Source organism: Chitinophaga filiformis (genome assembly GCF_021646545.1).
GTDB classification, from domain to species: domain Bacteria; phylum Bacteroidota; class Bacteroidia; order Chitinophagales; family Chitinophagaceae; genus Chitinophaga; species Chitinophaga filiformis_A.
On the sequence record NZ_JAKIRP010000002.1, the window covers coordinates 658821 to 672847 of the forward strand.

Annotated in this window: 13 protein-coding genes; 6 read left to right on the forward strand and 7 right to left on the reverse strand. The window is 44.9% G+C overall.

Annotated features, from left to right (window positions below; translation table 11 throughout):
- Positions 1–225 carry a hypothetical protein gene (locus tag L3C95_RS08950; protein ID WP_236386883.1) on the reverse strand — a complete coding sequence of 75 codons (225 nt, stop codon included), beginning with the start codon at positions 223–225 and terminating at the stop codon, positions 1–3.
- Positions 226–1009: 784 nt separating this feature from the next.
- Between L3C95_RS08950 and L3C95_RS08955 the strand changes: the two genes are divergently transcribed.
- From L3C95_RS08955 to L3C95_RS08965, 3 genes are all read left to right on the forward strand, one after another.
- Positions 1010–1912, forward strand: a complete 903-nt coding sequence (locus tag L3C95_RS08955) for a glycerophosphodiester phosphodiesterase family protein (protein ID WP_236386885.1) — start codon at positions 1010–1012, stop codon at positions 1910–1912.
- 217 nt (positions 1913–2129) lie between these two features.
- Entirely contained in the window at positions 2130–2624 is a 495-nt protein-coding gene (locus L3C95_RS08960) for a hypothetical protein (RefSeq protein ID WP_236386887.1), read from the forward strand.
- Between the two features lie 63 nt (positions 2625–2687).
- Positions 2688–4028, forward strand: a complete 1341-nt coding sequence (locus L3C95_RS08965) for a DEAD/DEAH box helicase (RefSeq protein ID WP_236386888.1) — start codon at positions 2688–2690, stop codon at positions 4026–4028.
- 120 nt (positions 4029–4148) lie between these two features.
- On the opposite strand, the gene L3C95_RS08970 is transcribed toward L3C95_RS08965, so the two are convergent.
- From L3C95_RS08970 to L3C95_RS08990, 5 genes are all read right to left on the reverse strand, one after another.
- Positions 4149–6407: a sugar-binding domain-containing protein gene (locus tag L3C95_RS08970; protein WP_236386891.1), complete on the reverse strand. Its 2259-nt coding sequence runs from the start codon at positions 6405–6407 to the stop codon at positions 4149–4151.
- Positions 6408–6578: 171 nt separating this feature from the next.
- Positions 6579–7913 (reverse strand): MBL fold metallo-hydrolase, encoded by a 1335-nt coding sequence (locus L3C95_RS08975; protein ID WP_236386893.1) that lies wholly within the window; start codon positions 7911–7913, stop codon positions 6579–6581.
- Positions 7914–7935: 22 nt separating this feature from the next.
- Positions 7936–8352: a DUF6691 family protein gene (locus tag L3C95_RS08980; protein WP_236386895.1), complete on the reverse strand. Its 417-nt coding sequence runs from the start codon at positions 8350–8352 to the stop codon at positions 7936–7938.
- Between the two features lies 1 nt (position 8353).
- Positions 8354–8917, reverse strand: coding sequence for a YeeE/YedE family protein (locus L3C95_RS08985; protein WP_236386897.1), 564 nt, complete (start codon positions 8915–8917; stop codon positions 8354–8356).
- Between the two features lie 66 nt (positions 8918–8983).
- On the reverse strand, positions 8984–9622 hold the full coding sequence (locus L3C95_RS08990; protein WP_236386900.1) for a Crp/Fnr family transcriptional regulator: 639 nt from the start codon (positions 9620–9622) through the stop codon (positions 8984–8986).
- 59 nt (positions 9623–9681) lie between these two features.
- Between L3C95_RS08990 and L3C95_RS08995 the strand changes: the two genes are divergently transcribed.
- The 3 genes from L3C95_RS08995 to L3C95_RS09005 all read left to right on the forward strand — a co-directional run bounded on the left by L3C95_RS08995 (position 9682) and on the right by L3C95_RS09005 (position 12758).
- Positions 9682–10212 (forward strand): isoprenylcysteine carboxyl methyltransferase family protein, encoded by a 531-nt coding sequence (locus tag L3C95_RS08995; protein ID WP_236386901.1) that lies wholly within the window; start codon positions 9682–9684, stop codon positions 10210–10212.
- Between the two features lie 197 nt (positions 10213–10409).
- Positions 10410–11729 (forward strand): cytochrome ubiquinol oxidase subunit I, encoded by a 1320-nt coding sequence (locus L3C95_RS09000; RefSeq protein WP_236386905.1) that lies wholly within the window; start codon positions 10410–10412, stop codon positions 11727–11729.
- 12 nt (positions 11730–11741) lie between these two features.
- On the forward strand, positions 11742–12758 hold the full coding sequence (locus L3C95_RS09005) for a cytochrome d ubiquinol oxidase subunit II (RefSeq protein WP_236386908.1): 1017 nt from the start codon (positions 11742–11744) through the stop codon (positions 12756–12758).
- A 75-nt stretch (positions 12759–12833) separates the two neighbouring features.
- On the opposite strand, the gene L3C95_RS09010 is transcribed toward L3C95_RS09005, so the two are convergent.
- The gene (locus L3C95_RS09010; protein ID WP_236386910.1) at positions 12834–13256 is read right to left on the reverse strand and encodes an immunity 22 family protein; all 423 of its coding nucleotides are present in this window, start codon (positions 13254–13256) and stop codon (positions 12834–12836) included.
- Between the last annotated feature and the right edge of the window lie 771 nt (positions 13257–14027).

A 14027-nucleotide genomic window follows, 5' to 3' on the forward strand; every position in this document is an offset into this window, starting at 1 on the left:
TTATGTGCGGTTATTTCTTTTTTGTTCTTCCATTTGCTCGAGTAAAATCTCGTAAATTGGCTTGGGTTGAAATTTGTCAGGTATAAACCCCCACAGATACATTTTGCCTCGTATGCCCTCTGGAGAGATCATATCTCTGGGATGTATACCTCCAGGATAGCCATATTTCAAATGTTCGACGAGGTCATCATCAATTTCTTTGTACTTTGGTTTTCTCCACCACATATATGATTGGTTTTAGTAAAACTACTTAAATTATTAATAGTTTCTTTTTTTAGAATAGCCTTTTTTTCGGAATTTATTTGTAGCCAAATGCAATACAGGTAAGGGATGCAAGCCATGATTGCAAAACGAAACGCCCAGTTGTAGAATGATGTTTTGTGACTTAAACTTCGCCCATTCGCAGTGATACCTCTTTCAAGTTCTGTGATGTAATACGTTTTTATCATAGCGTCGATCTGAGTGGACGCAATGCCTTTTGCTTCAAAGAATTGCTTGACCCCCGTATAATATGCCCTGGGTGCAATTAGAATGTACAATGCTCCCGGGGACAGCAGCATAACGGAATTGATGACGGAAATGATGAAAAGAATGCAAAACGTATAAAATGAACAATAGTATGACCAATGATATTCTTCTTTTGTAAGAAATAATGTCTGAATGATCGGCACCAGAAAAATACAGAATGCAGAATAGATCACCAGTAATGTCGTGAACCGATCGACAGTTTTCTGATAAATATTAGCATACTGCTCTAAGCGTTGTTCGTTTAGCTCAATAATATAATCAAGATCATAAAAAGATTTATTCCCCATAGTTAATAATTAACAAACGTATAAGTAAATCCAGGGGAATGTCAGGAAGGTCTAATGTTGTAAAACGGTTCCAAAAATAAGGATATTTTATATACCAAAATAAGCGTGCGAAAAATTATCTTAGAATTCTCTTAACATTAAGATAATTTCAGTTTTCTTGTTTTAAATACCAACTTGCTTTGCATAACAGGATTATGATGAAACGTACTTTTCTTTTACAGATAGCAATGATAGCAGCTGCAACACATGCTTTCGCCCAGCAGAAAACAGATGTACAGGCACATCGCGGGGGAAGAGGCTTAATGCCGGAGAACACTATACCTGCCATGTTACACGCCGTTGATCTTGGTGTAAGGACATTGGAGCTGGATTGTGTCATCTCTTCAGATAACAAGGTAGTAGTGTCGCATGACGTGTTCATGTCTTCGGCATTTATCAGGAAGCCTGACGGTTCTGATATCACGAAGGAGGAAGAAAAGCAGTACGCACTATACACGATGACGTACGACAGTATCCGTAAATTTGATGTGGGAACGAAACCGCATCCACAGTTTCCGGAGCAGGTGAAGATGAAAGCACATAAGCCGCTGCTGGCAGACCTGATAGACAGCGTGGAAGCTTATGTGAAAAAACATCACCTGAAGCCGGTATACTACAATATCGAAACAAAATGCTCTCCCGAAGGAGACGGAAAATTTCATCCAAAACCGGATGTGTTTGCAGGAATGGTCATGGATGTGATAAAGAAAAAGAAGATCACAGACAGGGTCACTATACAGTCGTTCGATGTACGTACCTTGCAGGTGATCCACAAGACTGATCCAAAGCAAACATTGGCGTTGCTGATCATGAACAAGAATACTTTTGCGGCTAACCTGGAAAAACTCGGATTTACACCTGCTATCTACAGTCCTTATTATTCATTGGTTACACCGGAGCTGGTGAAGGAAGCACATGATAAAAAGGTGTTGATTTTACCCTGGACAGTGAATGAAGTGAGCGATATGGAAAAGATGATGTCTCTCCAGGTGGATGGGATCATTACAGATTATCCGGACAGACTGGTAAAAATAGCGGGGAGCTATCAACAGAAATAACAAGTTATCAGCAATAACAAATAGAAAAAGGGGCCGGTCAAGCCCCTTTTTTGATATAGGGAGTTAGTTAAATAATTGATTTTCACGCACAATATCCTGTTTGGTGTAGCCCGGAGGTCTGGTACCCGTCAATCGGGATAAGTTCTGCATAACTTCAGGAGCGCCGGAAGTACATATATATCTTTAAGTTTATATATTTGTATTAAATAATTCTTTAATGGCATTCCGCGGGTTTCTTCCTTATATCGGCATTGTTGTAGGTTTTGGTGTAATCTACTGGTTAACAATGATGATTCCCAACAATATCTTATACCTTGGTTTCAAGAGCAGTCTGCTGGAGGCAGAAAGGAAGACTATTTACCAGGAACATATTTTCACTTACGGTCTTAGCCTGGTATTATTGATGCTGAACCTTGCGGAGCTGTTATCCTCCAGAGAAGACCGTTACTGGCTGCGGATCATAAAATCTGTGTTGACAGTGATCTTTGCATATGCTGCGGGAGCCGTAGTGTTTCTGCTGATGAATACACAGGAATGGAATATGTACCTGTATGCCAGAGAGATACCCGCCTGGATCTTCTGTGGCATTAGTTTGGCCATGACGATTGGCCTACTGCTGGTTTTACAGATATTGAGCCCGATGCTCCGGGCAAAAGCTGGTGCGGGTTTCCTGGAAGATTACCTCCCTTCCTGGCTCCGATTTGACAGATAATGCCCGCCCAATAATGAATGTGCAGGATTAGCAGTACCTTTGCCGTTCATTTTTATCTGAATTATGACTTTCGACGAATTAAACCTGAGCAGGCCTTTACTGAATGCGTTGAGTGATCTGGGATATACGACGCCCACTGTCATCCAGCAGAAGGTGTTCTCAGTAGTGATGTCAGGGCAGGATGTATGTGGAATAGCCCAGACCGGTACCGGAAAAACTTTCGCGTACCTGCTGCCCTGCCTGCGACAGTTTAAATTTTCCAAAGAACGCTTTCCGCAACTCCTGATCGTAGTGCCTACCCGTGAGCTGGTAGTGCAGGTAGTGGACGCTGTAAAACAGCTGACGCCCTATATGAGTGTGGAAGCTGCCGGCTTCTACGGAGGCGTGAATATGAATCCGCAGATGGAAATCGCGGCAGGTAAACTGGATGTAGTGGTATCTACTCCGGGCCGCCTGGTGGATATTGTGTTAAGCGGCACCCTGAAATTGAAAGCGATCAAACGGGTTGTAATAGATGAAATGGATGAGATGCTGAACCTGGGTTTCCGGCCACAGATCCAGCATATTCTTGATCTGCTGCCACAAAGGCGCCAGAATTTGCTGTTCTCAGCTACTATTACGGAGGAAGTAGAACAGCTGATAGCCACTCATTTTAATTTCCCGGTGACCGTAGAAGCGGCTCCTGTAGGAACACCCCTTAAAAATATCAGTCAGACGGGCTACCATGTGCCTAATTTCTATACGAAAGTAAACTTGCTGGAACTGTTGCTGGAACGGGACAGCTCCATGACGAAGGTCCTGATATTCGTAGCTACAAAAGAAATGGCCAACCAGCTATATGAACAGCTGGAAGCTAAATATCCTGAAAAAGCAGGTGTGATCCACTCGAATAAAGAACAGAACCATCGTTTCAATACGGTGAAGAGGTTCAAGGATGGCACTTACAGATTTATCATTGCCACAGATATTATCGCGAGGGGTCTTGACATTGCAGAAGTATCACATGTTATCAACTTTGATACGCCGGAAGTACCGGAAAGTTATCTGCATCGTATCGGTAGAACAGGCCGTGCTGATAAAGAAGGAAACTCCATTATTTTTATCGCCGACAGAGAAAGGGAACGCCAGGAAAAGATAGAGGAGCTGATGAATTATCAGATCCCTATATTGCCTTTGCCGGAAGACCTGGTGATCTCGGATGTACTGACAGACGACGAAAAGCCGGAAGTGAAGATGAAGAACTTCCTGATAAAACTTCCAACCAGGGAAGATGCAGGACCGGCTTTCCACGAGAAGTTGGCGAAGAATAAAAAGGTAAACGTGAAAATCTCTCACGCAGATAAAATGAAGCAAAAGTACGGCAAGCCCAAAACAAGAGGAGCGAAGCCTAAACGAAAAAGATAAATAAGAAGAGCAGGTATCAGGATAAATCAGGCTTGTAAAGGCTATCAGAAACGATGACAAGCCTCCATCAGGTATCCGGATAAACTAAAGGTGTGTCAGATTTTTGATACACCTTTAGTTTTATGGCCATGTATTTTCCCCCTTCTGCATTTTATCCATCACCACCTGGTAGTCCGGTTGTTCACTTTCAGGCGCCAGCACCACTGCTTTATCCATCCATTTCAAAGCCTCTTCTTTGTTCCCCAGTTTGTATAACAGATTGGCGTAGGTGCTCATGGTAAAAGAGTTTCTTTCCATGTCCACCGCTTTTTCCATCCATTTTAAGGCCTGATGTAACAAGGTAGTATCATTAGTGCCTTCAAAGACCTTCTTCGAAATGCTGCTGATCTTTGCCGGCGAGAAACTGGTACCGCCATTGCTCAGATAAGCAGTCAGGGTATCAGTCAGTGTCTTGTAGTTCCGGGTCTTCTTCACGTCAGCATCCATTTCAAGCAATGCAAGGAACTGACGGCGATGGGGATCTGGTATAGAGGTAGTATCTGCATTTTTTAACGCAAGGGCAGGCAACAGCATTTTACTACGTTCCTGCGCTGTGAAAGGTGCATGGAGCTGGCGTAATGTTTCGAGTGGTACCTTTACGACTTCCCTGTCGTAGGTGATCAGACCATTTTCTTCTATTTCCACATCAAAAGGTTCGGTGTAAATGGAGCCTGACTGGCCGGCCGTTTCATAGGTCTTGAGACGTTTCACCATAGAAGCGTATTTGTCGGTCATTTCAGAAGGAGTGATCTTGACATATCCCCATCCTGCGGCTGCATTCCACTGATGTCCTTTTACAGGAACACCTACGCCGCCCCATTCTCCCAGTACCCTTGCTTTGCCCGGCAGAGCAGGCGCAATTCCCGGACCGGGATAGTCGTGTATGTCTGTAAGGTCACTGTTGGCCCATTTGCCTGCAAGATCCTGCGGACCATCCTTGCCATAGTTCTCTCCGGTATGGCCATTGATCAGCCGTGTATGGTCCCTGTCCTGCAGCCATTGTGTGAGACGGGGCTGATCGTAGGTATACCATCCTTCATTGAACAACACCCAGCAGATGATGGAAGGATGGTTGTACAGCTGGTCTACATTGGCCTTATTTTCAGCTTCAAAAGCAGCTTTGGCGTCCGGTTCCAGGCTGGCGCAGGTTACCATGTCCTGCCATACCAGCATGCCCAGTTTATCTGCATGATAATACCAGCGGGCGGGTTCTATTTTAATATGTTTGCGGATAGTATTGAAGCCCATTCCTTTGATTGCCGCGATATCAAACCGGAGCGCTTCATCGGTGGGGGCGGTATAGATACCATCAGGCCAGAATCCCTGGTCGAGCACACCAAGATTGTACGTGTATCTGTTATTGAGGAAAATGCGTTCCTGTCCTGCGTCGTCCTTCTTTACCTCAATTTTTCGCATGCCAAAGTAGGATGTTACTTTGTCTTTTGCAGCACCGTTTTTCACCAGTTTAACAGAGAGGTCATAAAGAAAAGGATCTTCCGGGCTCCAGAGATGCGCATTGCGCAGCGGAAGTTTCAGCGGCTGATTGGCCGGGCCTTTTACGGAGCCAGCCATTTTGCCGGCTGTAGCTGCTATGGCTTCAATTGTATAATCTGTGTCGCCTGAGGTATTAACAGTAAGCGACAGGTAGCCTTCATCTACTTCAGGCGTAATTACCAGGCCGGTAATGGCAACAGCTGGAACGGTTTCCATCCATACGGTCTGCCAGATGCCCGTAGTCGCCGTATAGCGGATACCTTTGGGCGTCAGTACCTGTTTACCATGTGGATTAGGCCCCTGATCTGTAGGGTCATAGACGTCAATGATCAGTTCATTCCGGCCGCTGACCAGCAGGGGAGTAATGTCAAAGGAGAAGTGCTGATATCCACCGGTATGCCGCCCCGCTTCTTTACCGTTCACATACACCTTCGTTTGCCAGTCTACAGCGCCAAAGTGCAATAATACCCTTTCACCTTCTTTTATGGCCGGACGGTCGAAGCTGCGTTTATACCAGAGCCGCTGAGTGGGTAAAACGGGCTTTTTGACGCCTGACAGGGCCGACTCCACCGGAAAGGGGACGAGTATCTCACCGTCAAAGGTGGAGGGCTGTTCCACTGCTTTGTCGGTGATGGCATATTGCCATAATCCGTTTAGGTTGATCCATCGTTCACGCACCATCTGAGGACGCGGGTATTCCGGCAATACGCTGGCAGGGTTCACCTGTCTGGCCCAGCGGGTCTGAATAGCTACGGGCTGCATCTTCCAGGAGGACTGGCTGTGGCTGTCGGCATAAAGCAAGCAGGAGAGACCTGACAGCAAAAGGGTTTTTGCAAAACGTTTCATTATAAAGTGCAGGTGGTTTAAGTCAGGCAATATAACTGACCGTGCGGCAATGCTGCCGCAGTGCAGGCGTTATATTGACCGGTCAGAAAATATTTCGTGGTTGCACTGATAATGAAATCGTAACATCATTCCTTTAAAAAATTATGAATGAGGTTTCTCTCTATGGATCGTTTAATAAGATTTGATATGGTCGCCAATATCGGCGATCTCCATATTATCCGGCAACGCTGCTTCGAGAATGCTGCTGGCGGCAGCACTGCGGTATCCGCCTGCACAGTGAACAGCGATAGGTTTGTCCAACGGTATTTCCTTTAGCCGCAGGCGTAGTTCTGGCAGGGGAATATTAATTGCATGCGGAAAGATCAGCTTCTTTTTTACTTCTGTAGTATTGCGGACATCAATGATGGTATAATCATCCTTGTGTTGTTCAAAGTAATCTGCATTAAAGGGCGTCTGTTTTTCGGAGCCGCTGCGCATAATAAGTCCTGCTTTGATAAATGGCTCATAGCCGATCCTGGCGCTGCGTTCTATTGCCTGTTGTAAAGAAAGGGTATCGGCTGCCAGCAAGTAAAATGGCTCATGGGGAGGAAGTATGGCTCCCAGCCACGTCTCAAACTTTCCATCCAGCATCAGGTTAAAAGAGCCGGGCAGATGGCCTTCTTTAAAAGCTGCGGCGGGCCTGATATCAATCACGATCTCATCGGGAATAAAGTTTGCAGCCGGCTTTGTGATACGGATGCCCGATAAGGCCGTTTTCAGTACAGGTGCACCCTGGCGGTTTACATTCACATCATAGGGGAAATACTGCGGAATGAATGGCTGATCTTCCAGCAATATACTGACAAAATGGTCGGGCTCCATTTCCTGTAGTGACCAGTTGTTTTTCTTTTCTTCTCCGATCGTGGACTGGCTGGCATCACGGAGGTCTTTGCCGCACAAGGTGCCTGCACCATGTCCGGGATAAACGATCACATCGTCTGCCAGTACCATCAGTTTCTCACGAAGGGAGTAGTACATCTGTCTGGCCAGTTCATTACGCAGCGCCTGTTGATTGCCTGTATTCTCCCGGAGATCAGGTCTGCCGCAATCACCGATGAAGAGCGTATCGCCGGTGAATACAGCATGATCTTTCCCATCATATGCAAGCAGAATGGAAATACTATCGGGAGAATGACCAGGCGTATTAATCGCTTTAAAGGAGAGTGCTCCGAAAGTAATGGTTTGTCCGTCGTCAAAAGGCTGATGCGCATACGCAGCGCCTGTTTGTGCCGAGCAATAAATAACAGCGCCCGTTAGTTCATGCAACTCCAGGTGACTACTGACAAAATCAGCATGCGGATGTGTCTCTATCACGGCTGTGATCTTCGCATTATTGGCAGTGGCGTATTCCAGATAGGGACGGATATCCCGGGCCGGATCGATCAGTATCACGGCTGCATCGTCTTCGCTGAGAACAGCGTATGAATACTGTGAGAGTGCTTTATCTTCAAATTGTTCAATCTTCATGTTGTTGTTTTTAAAATCCGTTTTAATGAGGAAGACGGTCTTTTACAATGCCGTATGTATACGTACCCAGTAACGCACTGGCAATAACAGGTAACATAACGGGAAACCCCTGGCCTAACAGTACAAATATTGGTCCGGGACAGGCGCCGGTAAGTGCCCATCCCAATCCAAAGATGATACCGCCGGTTACATAACGTTTCCATTGTGGGGTTTTGTTCTGAAAATTAATTGTTATTCCATGAATGTCTTTTAAACGGTAACGTTTAATCAGGAATGTAGTAATGATGCCAATGGCAACAGCAGAGCCGATGATACCATACATATGAAATGCCTGGAAACGGAACATTTCCTGAATACGGTACCAGGAAACTGCCTCAGACTTACTCATAATAATGCCGAACAGTATACCTGTGAGAATGTATTTAATGCTTTTTATCATCTTAAAATATTAAGGGGTAAAGGAGATGTGTCATGATCAGTCCTCCGGCAAAGAAGCCTGTAACTGCTATCAGCGAAGGAAACTGCAGGTTGGATAGTCCGCTGATGGCATGCCCGGAAGTACAGCCACCGGCATAACGGGAACCAAATCCCACAAGAAAGCCGCCGGCAGCGAGAATGATCCACCCCTTGGCTGTCAGCAGCACAGCCGAGCCAAATAACTGTGAAGGAGCCGTTAATCCGTCAAAGTGGATATGTAAGTCCGCCAGGTCCCGGATAGTGGCCGCAGAAAGCTGTAATGGCCGGGGAGATGACAGCCAGTGACTGGCGATGAAGCCGCCTGCAACAGTGCCAGCCAGGAAGAGCAGGTTCCAGTACTGGGCTTTATGATCGAAGCGAAAGAAAGGCACCCTTTTGCCTGCTCCGGCTATACTGCACATCGTGCGGAAGTTGGAAGAAACCCCAAATGATCTTCCGAAAAAGACCAGCAGCAGCATAATGGAGGCAATAGCAGGGCCGGAAACATACCAGGGCCATGGTTGGCGAATGTGATCAAGGATTGTCATGAGCAACACATTATATGATTATAATGCAAAGCTCAGGGATCAATAAGATGATTTCGGTGACTAAGGTCACACAGGTAACATTTGTATATAATTTCTGTGCAGCTCCAGTTTGTTTTGCTGTTCCATCTTCTTGAGCAGGCGGGATATTACTTCACGGGAGGAATTCAGGTCAGTGGCGATCTCCTGATGAGTGATGAATAGCTTATTGGTTTTCAATGCTTTTTGCTGGTTGGAAAGATAAACGACCAGTCGTTCATCCATGCCTTTAAATATGACCTGATCTACTATACTAAGTAGTTCTTCAAAGCGCCGGCGGTAGGTCTCTACTACAAAGCTATACCAGCTTTTAAACTCCTGCATGAGGTCTTCCATCATTTCCAGCGGCACCATGATAACAACACTATCTTCTACCGCTTTGGCCATGATCTCGCTGGTCTGATGTGGCCTTGTGGCACACACCATGGATAGTGCGCAGGCATCGCCGGGAAGCAGGTAATACATAAAGAATTCATGCCCGTCTTCGCCTTCCCGGTATAATTTCAGGCGCCCTTCCACCACCAGCATAGTCGAGCGGAAATACTGGCCTGTCTGGATCAGGGACTCGCCGGCAGTGATGGTTTTAATAACGCTGTTAGCCGCGAGCTGCTCTTTCAGTCCTTCTTCAAAGTGGGGAAAATATTTGTCGAGGTATGCCCTGGTCGCCATGGTTGGTTGTTTCTGCGGAATTATACTAATTTGCAATATAAAAGTATAACAAGTTACTCATGAAGACCATTATCCTGACCGTATTTTTTCTAACTGTTCTTTTACGTCTTATCAGCAGTGTCATCTCCGGTATCAATGAGCGCAAGCTTAAGAAAATGGGTGCTGTCGAGTATGGCAAGCGGAATTCCCTGTTGCTGATAGTTGCGCACATACTGTTTTACCTGTCCTGCATCACTGAAGGTACTATCAAAGGTGCATTCTTTTATGATACGATCAGTTATACAGGCCTGGCGATCTTTGCAGCGGCCGTTGCCATATTGTATTATGTGATCTATTCTTTGCGCCATATCTGGACATTGAAACTGATCATTGCGCCGGCCGACTACCATACGATCAACACGTCAGCCTTATTCAGACTGGTAAGGCATCCTAACTATTACCTGAGTGTGCTGCCCGAACTGGTGGGATTTGCGTTGTTCTTTCATGCCTGGATAACACTGGTAGTTGGGATGGCTATTTACCTGATCCCGCTGGTTACCAGGATAAGGGAAGAAGAGAAGGTAATGAAGTCGCAGTTTAACGATTATTAATATGAAGGGGATGTAGCCAAAACAGATGAACGTCCATAGCGCATAAAAGATCACCTGATTCCATCAGGTACCCGGATAGAGAGCCTGTATCTTACTTTGATATAGGCTCTTTTTTATGCCTGTTTATTCTGAAATGACATTTGTCATAGTCGCCTGTTCTGTATTTAGTAGTTTTGAGGTGTAAATTGAATTTGCCAATGAATGATTTTATAGCTGCCAGGTCGCAGATGGCGCTGTCTTTAGGATTTCATATCGTATTCTCCTGTATCGGTATGGTGATGCCCTTTTTCATGGCTGTAGCGCACTTTTACTGGCTTAGGACCAATGATGTTGTATACAGGAATATCACAAAAGCGTGGAGCAAGGGTGTGGCTATCTTTTTCGCCACAGGAGCGGTATCGGGGACGGTGCTTTCTTTTGAGTTGGGGCTGTTGTGGCCGGAGTTCATGAAACATGCAGGACCGATATTCGGTATGCCCTTTTCACTGGAAGGAACAGCATTTTTCATAGAGGCGATCGCGTTAGGGTTTTTCCTGTATGGGTGGGAACGGTTTAATAAATGGTTCCACTGGTTTACCGGCGTAGTAGTTGGGGTAAGCGGACTGGTATCTGGTATACTGGTAGTGGCTGCCAATGCATGGATGAATAGTCCGGCGGGATTTGATTATGTGAACGGACAGTACCTGAATATCGATCCTATCAAGGCAATGTTTAACGATGCCTGGTTCTCACAGGCACTACACATGTGTATTGCTGCTTTTGTGGCGACGGGGTTTGCCGTAGCAGGTATTCATGCATTGATGATCCTGAAGAAAAAGAATATACGTTTTCATATGCAGTCATTCAGGATAGCAGCTGTTTTTGCCTGTGTGGCCGCTCTGTTGCAGCCTTTGAGCGGTGATATTTCTGCAAAGGATGTAGCGAAAAGACAGCCGGCCAAGCTGGCTGCCATGGAAGCACATTTTCATACAGAAGCAGCCGCCCCGCTGATAGTAGGCGGTATACCGGATACCGAGGCGAAGGAAGTAAAATACGCCCTTAAATTGCCTGGTATGCTAAGCTTTATGGTGCATAGCGACTTCCAGACGCCTGTGACGGGATTGGACAAAATACCTGAACAGGATCAGCCGCCGGTGGCCATTACGCATTATGCTTTTCAGATAATGGTAGGGTTAGGAATGCTGATGCTGGCTATTGCCCTCTGTTATTTTGTTGCGATCTGGAAGAAACGGAGCTGGCTGCAGAACAACTGGTTGTTACGCTTGTTTGTGCTGGCCACGCCGATGGGATTTGTTGCCGTGGAGGCAGGATGGACAGTAACGGAGGTGGGGCGTCAACCATGGATCATTAATGGGATCATGCGTACTGCGGATGCTGTGACACCAATGCCGGGCATTGTGTATTCATTCTATATTTTCACAGCAGTATATATTTCCCTGGCGCTGATCGTAACATTCCTGCTGTACCGGCAGATAAAAATGGTGGATAAGTTGTATGATGTTTCTCCGTCAGTTTAAAATTTCAGTATCATGATTTATGTAGTGATCGCATTTCTATGGGCAGCCATTTTATTATATATACTACTGGGCGGTGCAGATTTTGGAGCGGGGATCATTGAATTGTTCACATCGAATAAGAACAAACAGTATACGCGTACTACCATGTACCAGGCCATAGGCCCGGTATGGGAAGCCAATCACATGTGGCTGATCATCGCGATAGTAGTGCTGTTTGTAGGTTTTCCGGAGATATATACAACAGTGTCTACCCATCTGCATATTCCGCTGGTGATCATGTTATTTGGTATCATCGCGAGGGGAACGGCCTTTACGTTCCGGCATTATGATGCAGTGGTAGACAATATGCAGAAGGTCTATAACAAGATCTTTGTTTACTCCAGTTTTGTGACGCCATTCTTCCTGGGGGTAATTGCCGCGAGTGCCGTTTCAGGAAGGATAGATACAGGAGCGCCGGACTTTCTGTCTGCCTATATCTTCAGCTGGTTGAACTGGTTTTCGATAACGGTCGGCTTTTTTACGGTAGCTATTTGTGGTTACCTGGCAGCTATCTTCATCATTGGCGAAACAAGGGATGAGGCCAGCCGTATCCGTTTTATCCGCAAGGCTAAACAGATGAATGTAGCAGCGGTGGTATTTGGTGCTTTGGTATTTTGGGCAGCACATTCAGAAGGTATCCCGCTTTATGAGTGGTTGTTTGACAATGCCATAGGAGTAATTGCACTGACAGCAGCAATACTGTCGCTGGTGTTGTTGTGGTACCTGTTGCTGAAGAGAGGGAAAGTATATATTATCCGCGTACTGGCGGGGTTTCAGGTGACCATGATCCTGCTGGCCATTACCTTGCGGCATTACCCGAATATAGTGATCCTGAAGGGAGGGCGGTATCTTTCCCTGATGGAACATGCAGGGCAGGAGAAGACGATATGGTCATTAGGGATGGCTTTATTATTAGGCAGCGTTTTCATTCTGCCTGCCTTGTTTTACCTGATCTATAGTTTCCAGAAGAATAAAGGACAGTTGCATTAGTCTTCAGTGTTAAATAAGCGAAGGTCTCACATCTTGTGAGACCTTCTTTGTTATTACCGTCTTTTACAACCAGGCTTACTGGTTTTCGATCTCAAACTTTATAGTACCAATAAAACTGAAGGGCAACTGCTTGCGTGGCATGTTGGCCAGGGAGAATATATGCTCGTTGATAGCGCCGTATATATCCTGTTTGCCATACAGGAATATAATAGTATTGTGTGCAGCTAATGAATCATGATTGATCAGTGGTGTGAGGTCCTCTTTAAAATATTCACTGAAAGAAGCGCCACTGATGATATCTTCAGGTTGCATGGTATTGTTGAAAGAGGCATGTTCCAGGAAGTCGCTGTCAAAATGGTCCAGGCCTACAGCATTGCCAAATTCCGATTGGCTGTTACCATCTTCATCATACGTTACTTCAAGGTAATTACACAGTTCTTCCTCATGGTTAAAATTTGCCAGCCAAATTGCAACTATATATTGTGCTTTCGTCTTCATATAAAGATGTTTTGCTGAATAAAAAAGGTTTTTCAAAACCGGCCTTACGCCGGTTGTACGGTAGTGCTTGCAAAAACGGTTCCAGATGTGTTATTGATTATTTATCAGTGTTTTATATGTTCATAAACAACGGGGATTTTCATTTATTTCAACAGCGCACCTGCGAATGGTCATACAATTTTGCATAGAACATTTCTGCCAGGTTTCAGACAGTGAGCGATCATTTCATCAACAAAAACGATTAACAGGGATGTTATCTCCCAGAATACAATCAGACGCGTGTAATTGTTCGGCATTACCATCGGGGACTGAAAATACATATATCATAGCTGTTAAAAAAGATAATACACATGAAATATACTTATGTATTAAATATTTTTATTGTATATCCTTCACCGTTAGAATAAGGGGTAAAAAAAGCACCTTTTACCGTTAGAAAAATGTAGCTTTTAGATATATTCTTTCCCGTTATAAACTGACCGGTCTAATTTCTTCCGGCGAAATTTATTTTATATTAAATTAACACATTAAAGAAATTTATGTATATTTATTTTGTATATTAGATACTGATAGTCTGGCTTTTGGGGCGAAAAAAAAGTTTTATTCCACGTATAATATTTTAACTTCGCCCTCGTTTTGGAAAAAGTACTTTTGCTTGTTTTTTGAAAACTTTTAAAAAAAAGGGGGTATTGTTATCAGTTAAATGCATTGCAGAGAAAAAATGCCAATTTTTAGAGAAAATCAAGAGTAAAACAACATTAAAGAAGTTAT

Excerpts from the sequence above, each read along its gene's own strand:
- L3C95_RS08995 (WP_236386901.1), top strand. The coding sequence starts at position 9,682 with ATGAAGACCATTATCCTGACCGTATTTTTTCTAACTGTTCTTTTACGT.
- L3C95_RS08985 (WP_236386897.1), bottom strand. The coding sequence starts at position 8,917 with ATGACAATCCTTGATCACATTCGCCAACCATGGCCCTGGTATGTTTCC.
- L3C95_RS08955 (WP_236386885.1), top strand. The coding sequence starts at position 1,010 with ATGATGAAACGTACTTTTCTTTTACAGATAGCAATGATAGCAGCTGCA.
- L3C95_RS08965 (WP_236386888.1), top strand. The coding sequence starts at position 2,688 with ATGACTTTCGACGAATTAAACCTGAGCAGGCCTTTACTGAATGCGTTG.
- L3C95_RS08960 (WP_236386887.1), top strand. The coding sequence starts at position 2,130 with ATGGCATTCCGCGGGTTTCTTCCTTATATCGGCATTGTTGTAGGTTTT.
- L3C95_RS08975 (WP_236386893.1), bottom strand. The coding sequence starts at position 7,913 with ATGAAGATTGAACAATTTGAAGATAAAGCACTCTCACAGTATTCATAC.
- L3C95_RS08950 (WP_236386883.1), bottom strand. The coding sequence starts at position 225 with ATGTGGTGGAGAAAACCAAAGTACAAAGAAATTGATGATGACCTCGTC.
- L3C95_RS09005 (WP_236386908.1), top strand. The coding sequence starts at position 11,742 with ATGATTTATGTAGTGATCGCATTTCTATGGGCAGCCATTTTATTATAT.
- L3C95_RS08970 (WP_236386891.1), bottom strand. The coding sequence starts at position 6,407 with ATGAAACGTTTTGCAAAAACCCTTTTGCTGTCAGGTCTCTCCTGCTTG.
- L3C95_RS09010 (WP_236386910.1), bottom strand. The coding sequence starts at position 13,256 with ATGAAGACGAAAGCACAATATATAGTTGCAATTTGGCTGGCAAATTTT.
- L3C95_RS08980 (WP_236386895.1), bottom strand. The coding sequence starts at position 8,352 with ATGATAAAAAGCATTAAATACATTCTCACAGGTATACTGTTCGGCATT.
- L3C95_RS08990 (WP_236386900.1), bottom strand. The coding sequence starts at position 9,622 with ATGGCGACCAGGGCATACCTCGACAAATATTTTCCCCACTTTGAAGAA.
- L3C95_RS09000 (WP_236386905.1), top strand. The coding sequence starts at position 10,410 with ATGAATGATTTTATAGCTGCCAGGTCGCAGATGGCGCTGTCTTTAGGA.